Origin of the sequence: Aeromonas allosaccharophila (assembly GCF_000819685.1) — a bacterium.
Classification (GTDB): domain Bacteria; phylum Pseudomonadota; class Gammaproteobacteria; order Enterobacterales; family Aeromonadaceae; genus Aeromonas; species Aeromonas allosaccharophila.
On the sequence record NZ_CDBR01000017.1, the window covers coordinates 18,857 to 33,419 of the forward strand.

General features: G+C 57.2%; 10 protein-coding genes. 9 read left to right on the forward strand and 1 reads right to left on the reverse strand.

Annotated features, from left to right (window positions below; genetic code table 11):
* Window positions 1–5: 5 nt before the first annotated feature.
* Window positions 6–1,772 carry an aspartate--tRNA ligase gene (aspS, locus tag BN1115_RS03170; protein WP_042656040.1) on the forward strand — a complete coding sequence of 589 codons (1,767 nt, stop codon included), beginning with the start codon at window positions 6–8 and terminating at the stop codon, window positions 1,770–1,772.
* Between the two features lie 102 nt (window positions 1,773–1,874).
* Entirely contained in the window at window positions 1,875–2,615 is a 741-nt protein-coding gene (locus BN1115_RS03175) for a YebC/PmpR family DNA-binding transcriptional regulator (protein WP_033137210.1), read from the forward strand.
* Between the two features lie 542 nt (window positions 2,616–3,157).
* Here BN1115_RS03175 and adhE read toward each other — a convergent pair.
* Window positions 3,158–5,827: a bifunctional acetaldehyde-CoA/alcohol dehydrogenase gene (gene adhE, locus BN1115_RS03180; RefSeq protein ID WP_042656041.1), complete on the reverse strand. Its 2,670-nt coding sequence runs from the start codon at window positions 5,825–5,827 to the stop codon at window positions 3,158–3,160.
* 840 nt (window positions 5,828–6,667) lie between these two features.
* Here adhE and BN1115_RS03185 point away from each other — a divergent pair.
* The 7 genes from BN1115_RS03185 to BN1115_RS03215 all read left to right on the forward strand — a co-directional run bounded on the left by BN1115_RS03185 (window position 6,668) and on the right by BN1115_RS03215 (window position 14,425).
* Complete coding sequence (locus BN1115_RS03185) at window positions 6,668–7,303, forward strand: YchE family NAAT transporter (RefSeq protein ID WP_005337678.1); 636 nt, start codon at window positions 6,668–6,670, stop codon at window positions 7,301–7,303.
* A 279-nt stretch (window positions 7,304–7,582) separates the two neighbouring features.
* Window positions 7,583–9,202: an ABC transporter substrate-binding protein gene (locus BN1115_RS03190; protein WP_042656042.1), complete on the forward strand. Its 1,620-nt coding sequence runs from the start codon at window positions 7,583–7,585 to the stop codon at window positions 9,200–9,202.
* A gap of 98 nt (window positions 9,203–9,300) precedes the next feature.
* Complete coding sequence (oppB, locus tag BN1115_RS03195; protein WP_042057779.1) at window positions 9,301–10,221, forward strand: oligopeptide ABC transporter permease OppB; 921 nt, start codon at window positions 9,301–9,303, stop codon at window positions 10,219–10,221.
* A 14-nt stretch (window positions 10,222–10,235) separates the two neighbouring features.
* On the forward strand, window positions 10,236–11,147 hold the full coding sequence (gene oppC / locus BN1115_RS03200; protein WP_005337670.1) for an oligopeptide ABC transporter permease OppC: 912 nt from the start codon (window positions 10,236–10,238) through the stop codon (window positions 11,145–11,147).
* Window positions 11,148–11,201: 54 nt separating this feature from the next.
* Window positions 11,202–12,182 (forward strand): ABC transporter ATP-binding protein, encoded by a 981-nt coding sequence (oppD, locus tag BN1115_RS03205; RefSeq protein ID WP_033137998.1) that lies wholly within the window; start codon window positions 11,202–11,204, stop codon window positions 12,180–12,182.
* Window positions 12,183–13,178, forward strand: a complete 996-nt coding sequence (gene oppF, locus BN1115_RS03210) for a murein tripeptide/oligopeptide ABC transporter ATP binding protein OppF (RefSeq protein ID WP_042057772.1) — start codon at window positions 12,183–12,185, stop codon at window positions 13,176–13,178. It begins immediately after the preceding gene.
* 302 nt (window positions 13,179–13,480) lie between these two features.
* Entirely contained in the window at window positions 13,481–14,425 is a 945-nt protein-coding gene (locus BN1115_RS03215) for a TerC family protein (protein ID WP_005353134.1), read from the forward strand.
* Window positions 14,426–14,563 lie beyond the last annotated feature (138 nt).

Here is a 14,563-nt window from a genome sequence, read left to right on the forward strand (position 1 = left end):
AGTCCATGCGCTCTATCTATTGCGGACAGGTCAATGAGGCCCATGCAGGGCAGACCATTACATTGTGCGGTTGGGTTCATCGTCGTCGTGATCTCGGCGGTCTGATCTTTATCGATATGCGCGACCGGGAAGGGATCGTTCAGGTGTTCTTCGATCCGGACAAGCCGGACGCGTTCGCGCTGGCCTCCGAGCTGCGCGGTGAGTTCTGCATCCAGGTTACCGGTGTGGTGCGTACCCGTCCGGACTCCCAGCGCAACAGCGACATGGCCACTGGCGCCATCGAAGTGTTCGCCCACGAACTCAACATCATCAACCGTGCCGAGCCGCTGCCCCTTGACTTCAACCAGGTCAACAGCGAAGAGATCAGCCTCAAGTATCGCTACCTGGATCTGCGTCGCCCCGAGATGGCCAAGTACCTGAAGACCCGTGCCAAGGCCAGCGCCTTCGTACGCCGCTTCATGGACGAGCACGGCTTCCTCGATATCGAGACCCCGATGCTCACCAAGGCCACCCCGGAAGGTGCTCGTGACTATTTGGTGCCGAGCCGCGTGCACAAGGGCAAGTTCTACGCGCTGCCGCAATCTCCGCAGCTGTTCAAGCAGTTGCTGATGATGTCCGGCTTCGACCGCTACTACCAGATCGTCAAGTGCTTCCGTGACGAAGACCTGCGTGCCGACCGCCAGCCGGAATTCACCCAGATCGACGTGGAGACCTCCTTCATGACCGCGCCGCAAGTGCGTGAGATCATGGAAGAGATGATCCGCAAACTGTGGATGCACATCCTGAACGTGGATCTGGGCGACTTCCCGATCATGACCTTCGACGAAGCGATGCGTCGCTTCGGCTCCGACAAGCCAGACCTGCGTCTGCCGATGGAGCTGGTCGATGTGGCAGACCTCTTGACCTCCGTCGAGTTCGCCGTGTTCGCGGGTCCCGCCAACGATCCGAAAGGCCGCGTGGCAGCCCTGAAAGTCCCGGGCGGCGCCGAGCTCTCCCGCAAGCAGATCGACGAGTACACCAAGTTTGTCGGCATCTACGGTGCCAAGGGCCTGGCCTGGATGAAGGTCAACGAAGCCGCCAACGGCCTCGAAGGCGTACAGTCTCCGGTTGCCAAGTTCCTCTCCGACGAGATCGTGCGCGAGATCCTGGCCCGTACCGGCGCTGCTGACGGCGACATCATCTTCTTCGGCGCTGATTCCAAGAAAGTGGTCTGCGATGCCATGGGCGCCCTGCGTCTGAAAGTGGGCCGCGATCTGGGTCTGCTGGAGAACAGCTGGAAGCCGCTGTGGGTCATCGACTTCCCGATGTTCGAGGAAGATGGCGAAGGCGGTCTGGCTGCCATGCACCACCCGTTTACCGCACCGAGCAACATGGGCCCGAGCGAGCTGAAAGCCAACCCGGTGGCGGCTTACGCCAACGCCTACGACATGGTGATCAACGGTTACGAAGTGGGTGGCGGTTCTGTCCGTATCCACAACAGCGAGATGCAGTCTACCGTGTTCGACATTCTGGGTATCACCCCGGCCGAGCAGCGCCTGAAGTTCGGCTTCCTGCTGGATGCCCTGAAGTACGGTACCCCGCCGCACGCCGGTCTGGCCTTCGGTCTGGACCGTCTCAGCATGCTGCTGACCGGCACCGAAAACATTCGGGACGTGATTGCCTTCCCGAAAACGACCGCGGCTGCCTGTCTGATGACAGACGCCCCCAGCCTTGCCAACGCAGCCCAACTGGGTGAGCTGGCGATTGCAACCACCGTCAAGGGCGACGAGTAAGCCGATACCGGCACCGGAGGCCGCCGCCGTGCGGCCTCCGTGTTTTCCTTGGGTTAGTCATGACCAGTGTTACTGACATTTAAAAAATAACGGAGAGTCTCTATGGCAGGTCACAGTAAATGGGCCAACATCAAACACCGCAAGGCCGCTCAGGACGCCAAGCGTGGCAAGATCTTCACCAAACTGATCCGCGAAATCACCACTTCCGCGCGTCTTGGTGACCCGGATCCGGCCAACAACCCGCGCCTGCGTGCCGCGGTGACTGCCGCCCTGACCAACAACATGACCCGCGACACCATCAACCGTGCCATCCAGCGTGGCGCCGGTGGTGGCGATGGCGAACAGCTCGAGACCATCGTGTACGAAGGCTATGGCCCGGCTGGCTCTGCCGTGATGGTGGAGTGCCTGACCGACAACCGCAACCGTACCGTTGCCGAAGTGCGTCATGCCTTCAGCAAGTGTGGTGGCAACCTCGGCACCGACGGCTCTGTTGCCTATCTGTTCAGCAAGAAAGGTCTGCTGACCTTCGTGGGCGTTGACGAAGATGCCCTGATGGACGCCGCACTGGAAGCGGGTGCCGATGACGTGGTCACTGAAGAAGATGGCTCCATCGAGGTGTATACCACCCCGAACGACTTCGGCACCGTGCTGGATGGTCTGGAAGCCGCCGGCTTCAAGGCCGAGAGCGCCGAAGTGACCATGATCCCTTCCACCGAAGCCGAGCTGGATGCTGAAACTGCGCCCAAGCTGATGCGTCTGATCGACATGCTGGAAGATCTGGACGACGTGCAAGAGGTCTATCACAACGGCTCCATCTCCGATGAAGTTGCTGCGACCCTCTGATCGCTGAAGCTTGCTCTCCCGATGGCAGCCTGATGGCTGCCATTTTTTTATCCTTGCATCGGGGCAACCGCTGACGAGTCAGGTGAGCCGCCGCTGCAACAGCGCTCTCCACTCATTCCTCTTCCGTTTTCTCTGTTGATGGTCATTCCTGGCATCCTGTGGGCTGGTTCGCCCCAAACATACGCTATTCGGCGCTCTGCTGTGTGGCGTGGTGATGGCGCGGCTCCACTTATCCCGTTTATCACGCGCTCAGCTCTTTAGATGGCGTTGACTGCTCGCATCTGTCGGTCAGGGCAATTGCGTTACGGGTAGGGGAGACGAGGTGATGGGGGCGCGCCCTTGTGATCACAGGGTGGCCATCAATGCCGGTCACAGGTCGGGATGCTGATAACGGATTAGCCGGGGCAGGGTTTGCAGGTTGGTTGGTTGGTTGGTTGGTTGGTTGGGAAGATACCGCAATCGGCAGGGAGAGGAGGGTGGTGATAAGTGGCAGATAAAAAAAGCCCGCGCAATGCGCGGGCTTGTAATCTCAGGGCTGGTTATCAGGCCTTGGATTTTTTCTTGCTTTCAACCTTGGCTTCAACCGGGGCGGCAGCAGGAGCAGCAACGCCTTCGGTGAACGGACGGCCGTAGTAGGTGTCCATCAGGATGGCTTTCAGCTCGCTGATCAGCGGGTAGCGCGGGTTGGCGCCGGTGCACTGGTCATCGAAGGCTTCGATGGCCAGCTGGTCAACCTTGGCCAGGAAGTCAGCTTCAGACACGCCAGCTTCACGGATGGAGGCCGGGATGCCCAGAGTGGCTTTCAGGTCGTCCAGCCATACCAGCAGCTTCTCGATCTTGGCAGCGGTGCGGTCACCGGCAGCGCTCAGACCCAGATGGTCAGCCACTTCGGCGTAACGACGGCGAGCTTGCGGACGGTCGTACTGGGAGAACGCAGTCTGCTTGGTCGGGTTGTCGTTGGCGTTGTAGCGGATCACGTTGCTGATCAGCAGGGCGTTGGCCAGACCGTGCGGAATGTGGAATTCAGCACCCAGTTTGTGAGCCATGGAGTGGCACACACCCAGGAAGGCGTTGGCGAACGCGATACCGGCGATGGTAGCGGCGTTGTGTACTTTCTCGCGAGCAACCGGGTCGTTGGCACCGTTCAGGTAGCTGGACGGCAGGTACTCTTTCAACAGTTTCAGAGCTTGCAGCGCCTGACCGTCGGAGTACTCGTTAGCCAGTACGGAGACGTAGGCTTCCATGGCGTGAGTCACGGCATCGATACCACCGAAGGCACACAGGGATTTCGGCATGCCCATAACCAGGTTGGCATCAACGATGGCCATGTTCGGGGTCAGCTCGTAGTCAGCCAGCGGGTATTTCATGCCAGTGGCGTCGTCGGTCACGACCGCAAACGGAGTCACTTCAGAACCGGTACCGGAAGTGGTGGTGATACAGACCAGTTCGGCCTTCACGCCCATTTTCGGGAACTTGTAGATACGCTTGCGGATGTCCATGAAGCGCATGGCCAGATCTTCGAACGCAGTTTCCGGGTGCTCGTACATGACCCACATGATCTTGGCCGCATCCATCGGTGAACCACCACCCAGCGCAACGATAACGTCAGGCTTGAAGGAGTTCGCCATCTCGGCACCTTTGCGTACCACAGACAGAGTCGGGTCAGCTTCTACTTCGTAGAACACTTCCACTTCCATCTTCAGGCCCTTGAGCAGACGAACCACTTCGTCGGCGTAGCCGTTGTTGAACAGGAAGCGGTCGGTCACGACCAGTGCGCGCTTTTTACCTTCCAGGTCGCCCAGAGCGATCGGCAGGGAACCACGACGGAAGTAGATGGATTTCGGAAGTTTGTGCCACAGCATATTTTCTGCCCGTTTTGCGACTGTCTTCTTGTTGATCAGGTGCTTGGGACCCACGTTTTCGGAGATGGAGTTACCACCCCAGGAACCGCAACCCAGCGTCAAAGACGGAGCAATGGCAAAGTTGTACAGGTCACCGATACCACCCTGAGTGGTCGGGGTGTTGATCAGGATACGGGCGGTTTTCATCTTGTCGCCGAAGTACTTGATGCGGTCGGCGTTGCGATCCTGGTCGGTGTACAGACCGGAGGTGTGGCCGATACCACCCAGGTTGACCATTTTGCAGGCCATTTCGACGGCTTCTTCGAAGTTCTTGGCACGGAACATACCCAGAGTCGGGGAGAGCTTCTCGTGAGCGAACTCTTCCTCTTCACACACTTCCAGACCTTCACCGATGAGGATCTTGGTGGTAGCAGGTACGGTCACGCCAGACATTTCGGCGATCTTGGTAGCAGGCTGGCCCACGATGTTGGCGTTCATGGCACCGTTGATCAGGATGACCTTACGGACCTTGTCAGCTTCTTCTTTGGTCAGTACATAACCGTTGTGAGTCGCGAAACGCTCTTTCACCTGGTCATAGATGGAGTCAACCACGATAACGGCTTGCTCGGAGGCACAGACTACGCCGTTGTCGAAGGTTTTGGACATCAGGATGGAGGCAACAGCACGCTTCACATCGGCAGTTTCGTCGATAACAACAGGTACGTTACCGGCACCTACACCGATAGCCGGCTTACCGGAGGAGTAAGCAGCTTTCACCATGCCCGGGCCACCGGTGGCCAGGATCAGGTTGATGTCGTTGTGCTTCATCAGGGCGTTGGACAGTTCAACAGTCGGTTGATCGATCCAGCCGATGATGTCTTTCGGTGCACCGGCGGCAATGGCTGCATCCAGTACCAGCTTGGCAGCGGTATTGGTGGAGTTCTTGGCACGGGGGTGCGGGGAGAAGATGATTGCGTTGCGGGTCTTCAGGGAGATCAGGGATTTGAAGATCGCAGTGGAAGTCGGGTTGGTGGTCGGTACGATACCGCAGATGATACCTACCGGCTCGGCGATGGTGATGGTACCCATCTCGTCATCTTCACTGAGGATGCCGCAGGTCTTCTCTTCTTTGTACTTGTTGTAGATGTATTCGGAGGCGAAGTGGTTCTTGATAACCTTGTCTTCGATGATACCCATACCGGACTCTTCCACGGCCATTTGGGCCAGGGGGATACGGGCATTGCTGGCGGCCAGGGCGGCGGCACGGAAGATCTTGTCTACCTGCTCTTGTGAGAAGCTGGCGAATTCACGCTGGGCTTCCTTAACGCGGGCGACCAGTGCATCCAGTTCAGCCATATTGGTTACTGCCATGTTTATCTCCTGATTATTTGAAAACTGTTTAGTAAGACGTTGGCAATGCCCGGCAATTATAGTCGCCCTGTCAAGGCGGTATCGTTGCAACAGCTTTTTCACATGCCTTACTAAATCGCTTTCTGAGTCGATTATAGAGCGGGGCTGACTCAGAAAAACTTGATCTGGATCATGTGTAACAAAAGAACAAAAGAAATTTTATTTCACAATCCTTGTTTGACTGATGTTACAGGAGTGTGCTGGCAAGGGGAAGGCGAGTGACTTGTTAATACATGGTAATAAACCACATTTATCAAATGGTTAATTGCATTTTGAGATCGGGATGAAGAGCTGTTTTGGCGGTATTGGTTAGCAAATATGAGTGAATCGGTTTCAAAACCACCGACAAACGCGCTTTATTTCCGCATTTGTTGCGAAAATGATTGTTGTTTTAATCCATGACTAATCTGCTTTATTGCCCGAGGGAGCCATTTCTGCCCGCTTTACCCGTTTTGGCATTGCGGCTCTCCGGCCGATTCATGTCAGTGGTGCCGGGCCTGAAAGATGGGGAACGTCGCAGGTGGAGTCTCTCGGGTCGCCTTTCCATCCAGTCAGTCACCGTCAGCGCTGCAGGGCCTGATTAAACAGGCTCGCGTTCACTCTTGTGACGCGGGTCGGGCGGTGGCAGGGGCTTTTGGCATTTGTTTATGCCAGTTAGCGCGGATGCATTAGATGAACTAACTAAAAACCCCCAAAAATGGTGAGATTATTTGATTGGTGCCCGCTCTGGCTATGATGTAAATTTACGCACGAAATTAATGGACTGGCCCAGTGGGCCCGAAACTCTATTGGAAGGCGCCTATGGCAGCAATTGACGTCTCGCTGTATCTGAAGTTTTTTGTCGGTTTGTTCGCAATTATCAACCCGCTGGGTCTGTTGCCGGTGTTTGTCAGCCTGACCAGCCACCATACCCAGGCCGAGCGGATGAAAACCAATACCACCGCCAATATCGCGGTGATGGTGATCCTGCTGGTCTCCATGTATATGGGGCAGCTGATCCTCGATGGGTTTGGCATCTCGCTGGCGTCGTTCCGCATTGCCGGCGGTTCGCTCATCACCCTGATCGCCTGGTCGATGCTGCAGGGCAAGCTCGGTGAAGTGAAACACAACAAGCAGGAGAAGGGTGAACTGGCGGTACGCGAGTCTATCGCCGTGGTGCCGCTGGCGCTGCCGCTGATGGCGGGCCCCGGTGCCATCTCTTCGGTCATCGTCTATGCCAGCCAGAGTCACTGGCAGCAACTGCTCGGCATGTCAGTCGTTGTCGTTGTTTTCTCCTTCTGCTCCTGGCTCATCTTCCGCGCCGCACCGCTGCTGTTCAAGATCATGGGCAACACCGGCATCAACGTGGTGACCCGTATCATGGGCCTTATCATGATGTCCCTTGGCATCGAGATCATGGTGGCCGGCATCAAGGGGGTTTTCCCCAGCCTGATGTGAGCCAGGTCTGTTTTATGAAAGCCGGTCCTCGTGACCGGCTTTTTATTGGTTGCTTTTTGCCCGCGCTTTTCTAGAATCGGTCGTTTGTGTAAAAAATGAGCGTGGCGCTGGTGTTTTAATACTGAGAAAGCACGCTGCTGCTGGTTTTTTGACCAGAAAATGCCGATTACCCTGACAATATCTGTTGCATTATCGGAATTGGCAGGGAATTATGCTGGGAGCGGGTTTTAACCCCGTCACTTTAAAAAACGCATGGAATGTTCTTGTTGGAGTAGGGAAATGACTCATAAAAAAACAATGATTAACACACTGCTGATGGCTGCACTGTTTGGTGGCGTCAATGTGGCTCAGGCTGCCGATGTCCCGGCGGGAACCAAGCTGGCTGAAGTCCAGCAACTGGTAAAAGGCAACGGCTCGGAGCCTGCGACCCTTGACCCGCACAAGACCGAAGGAACGGTCGAATCCAATATCCTGCGCGACCTGTTCGAGGGTCTGGTTGCTTCCGGCCCGAAAGGGGAAATTCTCCCGGCGGTGGCCGAATCCTGGGAAACCAAGGATAACAAGCACTACGTCTTCCACCTGCGCAAAGATGCCAAGTGGTCCAACGGTGACCCGGTCACCGCGCACGACTTCGAATTTGCCTTCAAACGCGCCGTCGATCCGAAAACCGCCTCTCCTTACTCCTGGTATCTGGAGATCCCGACCATTGCCAACGCATCCGAGATCATCGCTGGCAAGAAGCCGTCCGATACGCTGGGCGTGAAGGCGACCGACGACTACACCTTCGAAGTGCAGCTTGAGAAAGCGATCCCTTACTTCGTCAGCATGCTCTCCCACACCACCACCTACCCGGTGCCGAAGAAGGTGATCGAGAAGTTTGGTGACAAGTGGACCCAGCCGGAAAATATGGTATCCAACGGTGCCTATGCCCTGAAGAGCTGGGTGGTGAACGAGCGCGTTGAAGTGGAACGCAACAAGCACTACTGGAACGATGGCAAGACCGTTATCAACAAGGTGGTCTATCTGCCGATCCAGTCTACCAACGCCGATCTGAGCCGCTATCTGGCGGGCGAAGTGGACATCACCTATCAGATGCCCATCGAGCGCTTCAAGCAGATGAAGAAAGAGAAGCCGGACGAGCTGAAAGTGACTGGCTATGTCGGCACTTACTACTACCAGTACAACGTCAAGAAGAAGCCGTTTGACGATGTGCGTGTCCGTACCGCGCTCTCCTATGCCATCGATCGTAACGTGATCGCCGACAAGGTGATGGGTCAGGGTCAGACGCCGGGTTACACCCTGGTGCCGGACTTCGTCGATGGCTTCAAGCCGGTCGCCCCCGAGTGGTCGAAGATGACTCAGGCCGAGCGTGATGCCAAGGCCAAGGCGCTGCTGGAAGAGGCCGGTTTCGATGCCAGCAAGCCGCTGAAGTTCGAGCTGCTCTACAACACCGACGACAACCACAAGAAAGTGGCTGTGGCCGTTGCCTCCATGTGGAAGAAGCTGGGCGTGCAGGTGAGCCTGGTCAACCAGGAGTGGAAAACTTACCTGGAAACCAAGAAACAGGGTCAGTTTGACGTAGGTCGTGCCGGCTGGATCGCCGACTACAACGAAGCCTCGTCCATGCTGGATCTGATGCAGACCACCCACGGCAACAACGACGGCAAGTACTCCAATCCGGAGTTCGACAAGCTGATGGATTCGTCCCGTGATCAGGTCGATGTGGCTGCCCGCAACAAGCTCTACGTCCAGGCTGAAGAGATCCTGGCCAAGGACATGCCGATTGCGCCCATCTACCAGTACGTGACTGCCCGTATGGTCAAACCCTATGTAGGCGGCTACCCGGCCAACCCGCTGGATAACCTCTACAGCAAAGATATGTACATCATTGCTCACTGATTTAAAGCAACAAGTCGCATAACAAGCAGGGCCCGCCAGACGGCGGGCCTTTATTACAACCGCGACCATTTGGAAGCAGTTCAGGACAGGTAATGTCTATGTTGAAATTCATTTTTAAACGGCTATTGGAAGCGATCCCGACTCTGCTGGTCTTGATCACCGTCTCTTTCTTTATGATGCGTTTCGCCCCGGGTAACCCCTTTACCAGCGAGCGCTCACTGCCCCCCGAAGTCATCGCCAACATCGAGGCCAAATACGGGCTCGACAAACCCATTGGCATGCAATATCTCACCTACCTGGGTAACCTGGTGCAGGGTGATTTGGGGCCCTCTTTCAAATACAAGGATTTCACCGTCAATGATCTGGTGAGTCAGGCGTTGCCTGTGTCTGCCAAGATCGGGACCGCGGCCTTCTTCTTCGCCGTGCTGCTGGGGGTCACCTTCGGCACCATTGCTGCCCTGAAACAGAACACCATCATCGACTATCTGCTGATGTCGTCGGCCATGGCCGGGGTGGTGATACCGGGCTTTGTGCTGGCGCCCTTGCTGGTGCTGTTTTTCAGTATTCATCTGGGCTGGTTCCCTGCCGGTGGCTGGCAGGGTGGCGGTGTGCAGTTTATGGTGCTGCCGGTGTTTGGCATGATGATGTACTACATCTCCGCGATCTCGCGGATCATGCGGGGCAGCATGATCGAGACCATGAACTCCAACTTCATCCGTACCGCCCGTGCCAAGGGCTTGCCGCTGCGCCATATCATCCTGAAACACGCGCTGCGTCCGGCCATGCTGCCGGTGGTCTCCTATCTGGGCCCGGCCTTTGTCGGCATCATCACAGGTTCCGTGGTGATCGAGACCATCTTCGGCCTGCCGGGGATCGGTCAGCTGTTCGTCAACGGTGCCCTTAACCGTGATTACTCCATGGTGCTCGGTCTGACCATTCTGGTCGGCGCCCTCACCATCACCTTTAACGCTGTGGTCGATATTCTCTACGCCTTTATCGATCCCAAGATCCGTTACTAATTCGGGAGTTCATCATGGTTGTTTCAACTGAAAAACGCGATGCCGTCGAGGCGTTCGCGCAAAAAGTAGAAGTGGTGGAGGGGCGCTCCCTGTGGAAGGATGCCCGTCGCCGTTTCCTGCGCAACAAGGCGGCACTGACCAGCCTGATCATTCTGACCATCATCGGTCTGGCGGTCATCTTTGGCCCCCATCTGTCCCAATACACCTTTGACGATCCGGACTGGGGTGCGATGCAGTCGCCGCCGGATATGGAAGCGGGTCACTACTTCGGCACCGACAGTCTGGGGCGCGATCTGTTTGTGCGTACCCTCTTGGGCGGCCGTATCTCCCTGATGGTCGGCATCATGGGCGCCATGGTGGCGGTCATCATCGGCACCCTGTATGGCGCGGCCTCCGGCTTTATCGGTGGTCGGGTCGACAGCCTGATGATGCGGGTACTGGAGATCCTCAACGCCTTCCCCTTCATGTTCTTCGTCATCATGCTGGTCACCTTCTTTGGTCGCAATCTGGCGCTCATCTTTATCGCCATCGGGGCGGTGAGCTGGCTCGACATGGCGCGGATCGTGCGCGGCCAGACCCTGAGTCTCAAGAGCAAGGAGTTTATCGAGGCGGCCCACGTCTGTGGCGTCTCCAAGTGGAAGATCATCACCCGTCACATCGTACCGAACGTACTCGGTATCGTGGCCGTTTACGCCACCTTGCTGGTGCCGGGCATGATCATGTTTGAATCCTTCCTGAGTTTCCTGGGCCTTGGTGTTCAGGAACCGATGACCAGCTGGGGTGCCCTGCTGGATGAAGGCTCCAAGTCGATGGAAGTGGCCATCTGGCAACTGCTGTTCCCCGCCTGCTTTATGGTGGTGACCCTGTTTTGCTTCAACTTCCTCGGGGATGGTCTGCGTGACGCCCTCGATCCGAAAGATCGTTAATCGAGCATCGGATCGACAGGAAAGCATCACGAAAGATCGATAAGGAGTTTTTATATGAAGTTACTGGATGTGAAAGATCTGCGGGTCGAGTTCAAGACCCCGGACGGCAATGTGGTGGCGGTCAACGACCTCAACTTCTCCCTCGCCGCGGGCGAGACCCTGGGGATCGTGGGTGAGTCAGGCTCTGGCAAGTCCCAGACTGCCTTTGCCATCATGGGCCTGCTGGCCAAAAACGGCATTATTACCGGTTCCGCCAAGTTTCAGGGGGAGGAGATCCTCAACCTGCCGGAGTCCAAGCTCAACAAGATCCGCTCCGAGAAGATCGCCATGATCTTTCAGGACCCCATGACCTCGCTGAACCCCTACATGAAGGTGAAGGATCAGCTGATGGAAGTGCTGATGCTGCACAAAGGGGTAAGCAAGGCGGAAGCGTTCGAAGAGTCGGTGCGGATGCTCGATGCGGTGAAAATTCCCGAAGCGCGCAAGCGGATGGGGATGTATCCCCACGAGTTCTCCGGCGGCATGCGTCAGCGGGTGATGATCGCCATGGCGCTGCTCTGCCGGCCGCAATTGCTGATCGCCGATGAGCCGACCACAGCGCTCGACGTGACTGTACAGGCCCAGATCATGACCCTGATGAACGAGCTCAAGCGCGAGTTCAACACCGCCATCATCATGATCACCCACGACCTTGGCGTGGTTGCCGGTATCTGCAACAAGGTGCTGGTGATGTATGCCGGTCGTACCATGGAGTACGGCAAGGTAGACGATATCTTCTATCGCCCGAGCCACCCCTACACCGAAGGCTTGCTGCGCGCCATTCCCCGTCTCGATACCGAAGGGGAAGTGCTGCCCACCATCCCGGGCAATCCGCCCAACCTGCTGCGTCTGCCGACCGGCTGCCCCTTCCAGGAGCGTTGCCACCGGGTCAGCGAGATTTGCGGCCAGCAGTCACCGATCCTGACCCCGTTCAACGACGGTCGGGAGCGTGCTTGCCACTGGGTTTCGGATGCCATCAACAAGGGGGCCAACTAAATGGGTGCCGACAAAAAATTGCTGTTGGAAGTGTCTGACCTCAAGGTCCACTTCAGTATCAAGAGTGGCAAGGCGTGGCCCTGGGCCAAGCCGTCTGATCTGAAAGCAGTCGATGGCGTGACCATGCGTCTCTACGAAGGGGAGACCCTGGGAGTCGTAGGCGAGTCCGGCTGCGGCAAGTCGACCTTTGCCCGCGCCATCATCGGTCTGGTACCGGCCACCGATGGCAAGGTGGTGTGGCTCGGCGATGACCTCACCAAGCTTGACCAGAATGCCCTGCGCGAGAAGCGCAAAGAGATCCAGATGATCTTCCAGGACCCGCTGGCCTCGTTGAACCCGCGCATGACCATCGGCGACATCATCGCCGAGCCGCTCATCACCTTCTACCCGAAGCTGCCACGGGAAGAGGTGAAGGAGAAGGTGCGCGCCATGATGAGCAAGGTCGGGTTGCTGCCCAACCTGGTCAACCGCTACCCGCACGAGTTCTCCGGCGGCCAGTGCCAGCGGATCGGGATTGCCCGGGCGCTGATCCTCGAGCCCAAGATGATCATCTGTGACGAGCCGGTCTCGGCGCTCGATGTCTCCATTCAGGCGCAGGTGGTCAACCTGCTCAAGTCGCTGCAAAAGGAGATGGGGCTGTCGCTCATCTTCATCGCTCACGATCTGTCGGTGGTCAAACATATCTCCGATCGGGTGCTGGTGATGTATCTGGGCAACGCCGTCGAGCTGGGAACCCGCAAGGAGATCTTCGCCAATCCGTTGCACCCTTACACCAAGGCGCTGATGTCAGCGGTGCCGATCCCGGACCCGGAGCTGGAGCGCAACAAGGTGATCCAGATCCTGGAGGGGGACTTGCCCTCACCGATGAATCCACCGTCCGGTTGCGTGTTCCGTACTCGCTGCCCGGTGGCAGGCCCCGAGTGCGCCAAGACCCGGCCCGTGCTGGAGGGGAATTTCGATCACGCGGTCTCCTGCCTCAAGGTCGATCCGCTCTGATGGGGATATCTTGAACTTGTTTACGGGGCTCCTTGATGGAGCCCCGATTTATTTTTGACGACAGTGAAGATGCCTCTTGGCGTTATCTTTTCCCGCTGTTAATATCCGCCGCACAAGGGGAGTAACTTCTCGCCGGTTTGTCGTCATTACGGTGCACCCATATCCTGCAGTGCACCCGGCAGCCGGGCAGTTGATGAAAATCAGCTGTAAGTGAGACCTTGCCGAGAGGCAAGGTGTATCTGCTCCAAACGCAAACCCACGCCTCTCGGTCGTGGGTTTTGTCGTTTTTGGGAGAAGTGAAAATGGGTGAATGGTGGATGTGGACCGGTTTCTTCAGCATAGTGCTGGTCCTGTTATGGATAGACATACGCTTTGTTGGTGGCGGCAAGTCACACAAGGTGTCTCTCAAAGAGGCGGGTGTCTGGTCCCTCATCTGGATCAGTGTGGCCCTGCTCTTCAACCTCGCGATCTGGCTCTGGCTGGATCACAGCGCAGGCCGTGAAATCGCCAACCAGAAAGGGCTGGAGTTCCTTACCGGCTACCTTATCGAGAAAGCGCTGGCGGTGGACAACGTCTTCGTCTGGCTGATGCTGTTTGGCTACTTTGCTATTCCGGCCGAGCTGCAGCGCCGGGTGCTGCTGTACGGGGTACTGGGTGCCATCGTGATGCGTGCCGGTATGGTGTTCGCGGGCAGCTGGCTCATCGAGCAGTTCCACTGGATCCTCTATCTGTTCGGCGCCTTCTTGCTGCTGACCGGTGCCAAGATGCTGTGGGCGGCCGACAAGGAGCCTGACTTGGCCAACAACCCGCTGCTGGGCTGGATGCGCCGTCGCTTCAAGGTGACCGAGACCCTGGAAGGGGAGAAGTTCTTCGTCTGGCGCGACGGTGTGCGTTATGCCACTCCGCTGCTGCTCATTCTGGTGCTGGTGGAGGTGAGCGACCTCATCTTCGCGGTGGACAGTATCCCGGCCATCTTCGCGGTGACTACGGATCCCTTCATCGTGCTGACCTCCAACATCTTCGCCATCATGGGTCTGCGTGCCATGTACTTCCTGCTGGCCGGTGTGGCTGATCGCTTTGCCCTGCTGAAGTACGGTCTGGCGCTGATCCTGATGTTTATCGGGGTCAAGATGCTGCTGCTGGATATCTTCAAGATCCCGACCGGCATTGCATTGGGCGTAGTTGCGTTGATCCTGCTGGCATCCATGGGGTTGAGTCTGTTTGTGACCCGCAAAAAGGCGGCGTGAAGCGGCCTCAATCATCTCGGTGGGGTCTGTTCAAGATCCCCCTGAGTGACATTGCACTGGGTGTAGTTGCGCTGATCCTGCTGGCATCCATGGGGCTGAGTCTGTTTGTGACCCGTAAAAAGGCGGTGTGAAGCGGCC

Coding starts and splice junctions, on each gene's coding strand:
- oppD (WP_033137998.1), top strand. CDS start 11,202: ATGAAGTTACTGGATGTGAAAGATCTGCGGGTCGAGTTCAAGACCCCG.
- aspS (WP_042656040.1), top strand. CDS start 6: ATGCGCTCTATCTATTGCGGACAGGTCAATGAGGCCCATGCAGGGCAG.
- BN1115_RS03215 (WP_005353134.1), top strand. CDS start 13,481: ATGGGTGAATGGTGGATGTGGACCGGTTTCTTCAGCATAGTGCTGGTC.
- adhE (WP_042656041.1), bottom strand. CDS start 5,827: ATGGCAGTAACCAATATGGCTGAACTGGATGCACTGGTCGCCCGCGTT.
- BN1115_RS03190 (WP_042656042.1), top strand. CDS start 7,583: ATGACTCATAAAAAAACAATGATTAACACACTGCTGATGGCTGCACTG.
- oppC (WP_005337670.1), top strand. CDS start 10,236: ATGGTTGTTTCAACTGAAAAACGCGATGCCGTCGAGGCGTTCGCGCAA.
- BN1115_RS03185 (WP_005337678.1), top strand. CDS start 6,668: ATGGCAGCAATTGACGTCTCGCTGTATCTGAAGTTTTTTGTCGGTTTG.
- oppF (WP_042057772.1), top strand. CDS start 12,183: ATGGGTGCCGACAAAAAATTGCTGTTGGAAGTGTCTGACCTCAAGGTC.
- BN1115_RS03175 (WP_033137210.1), top strand. CDS start 1,875: ATGGCAGGTCACAGTAAATGGGCCAACATCAAACACCGCAAGGCCGCT.
- oppB (WP_042057779.1), top strand. CDS start 9,301: ATGTTGAAATTCATTTTTAAACGGCTATTGGAAGCGATCCCGACTCTG.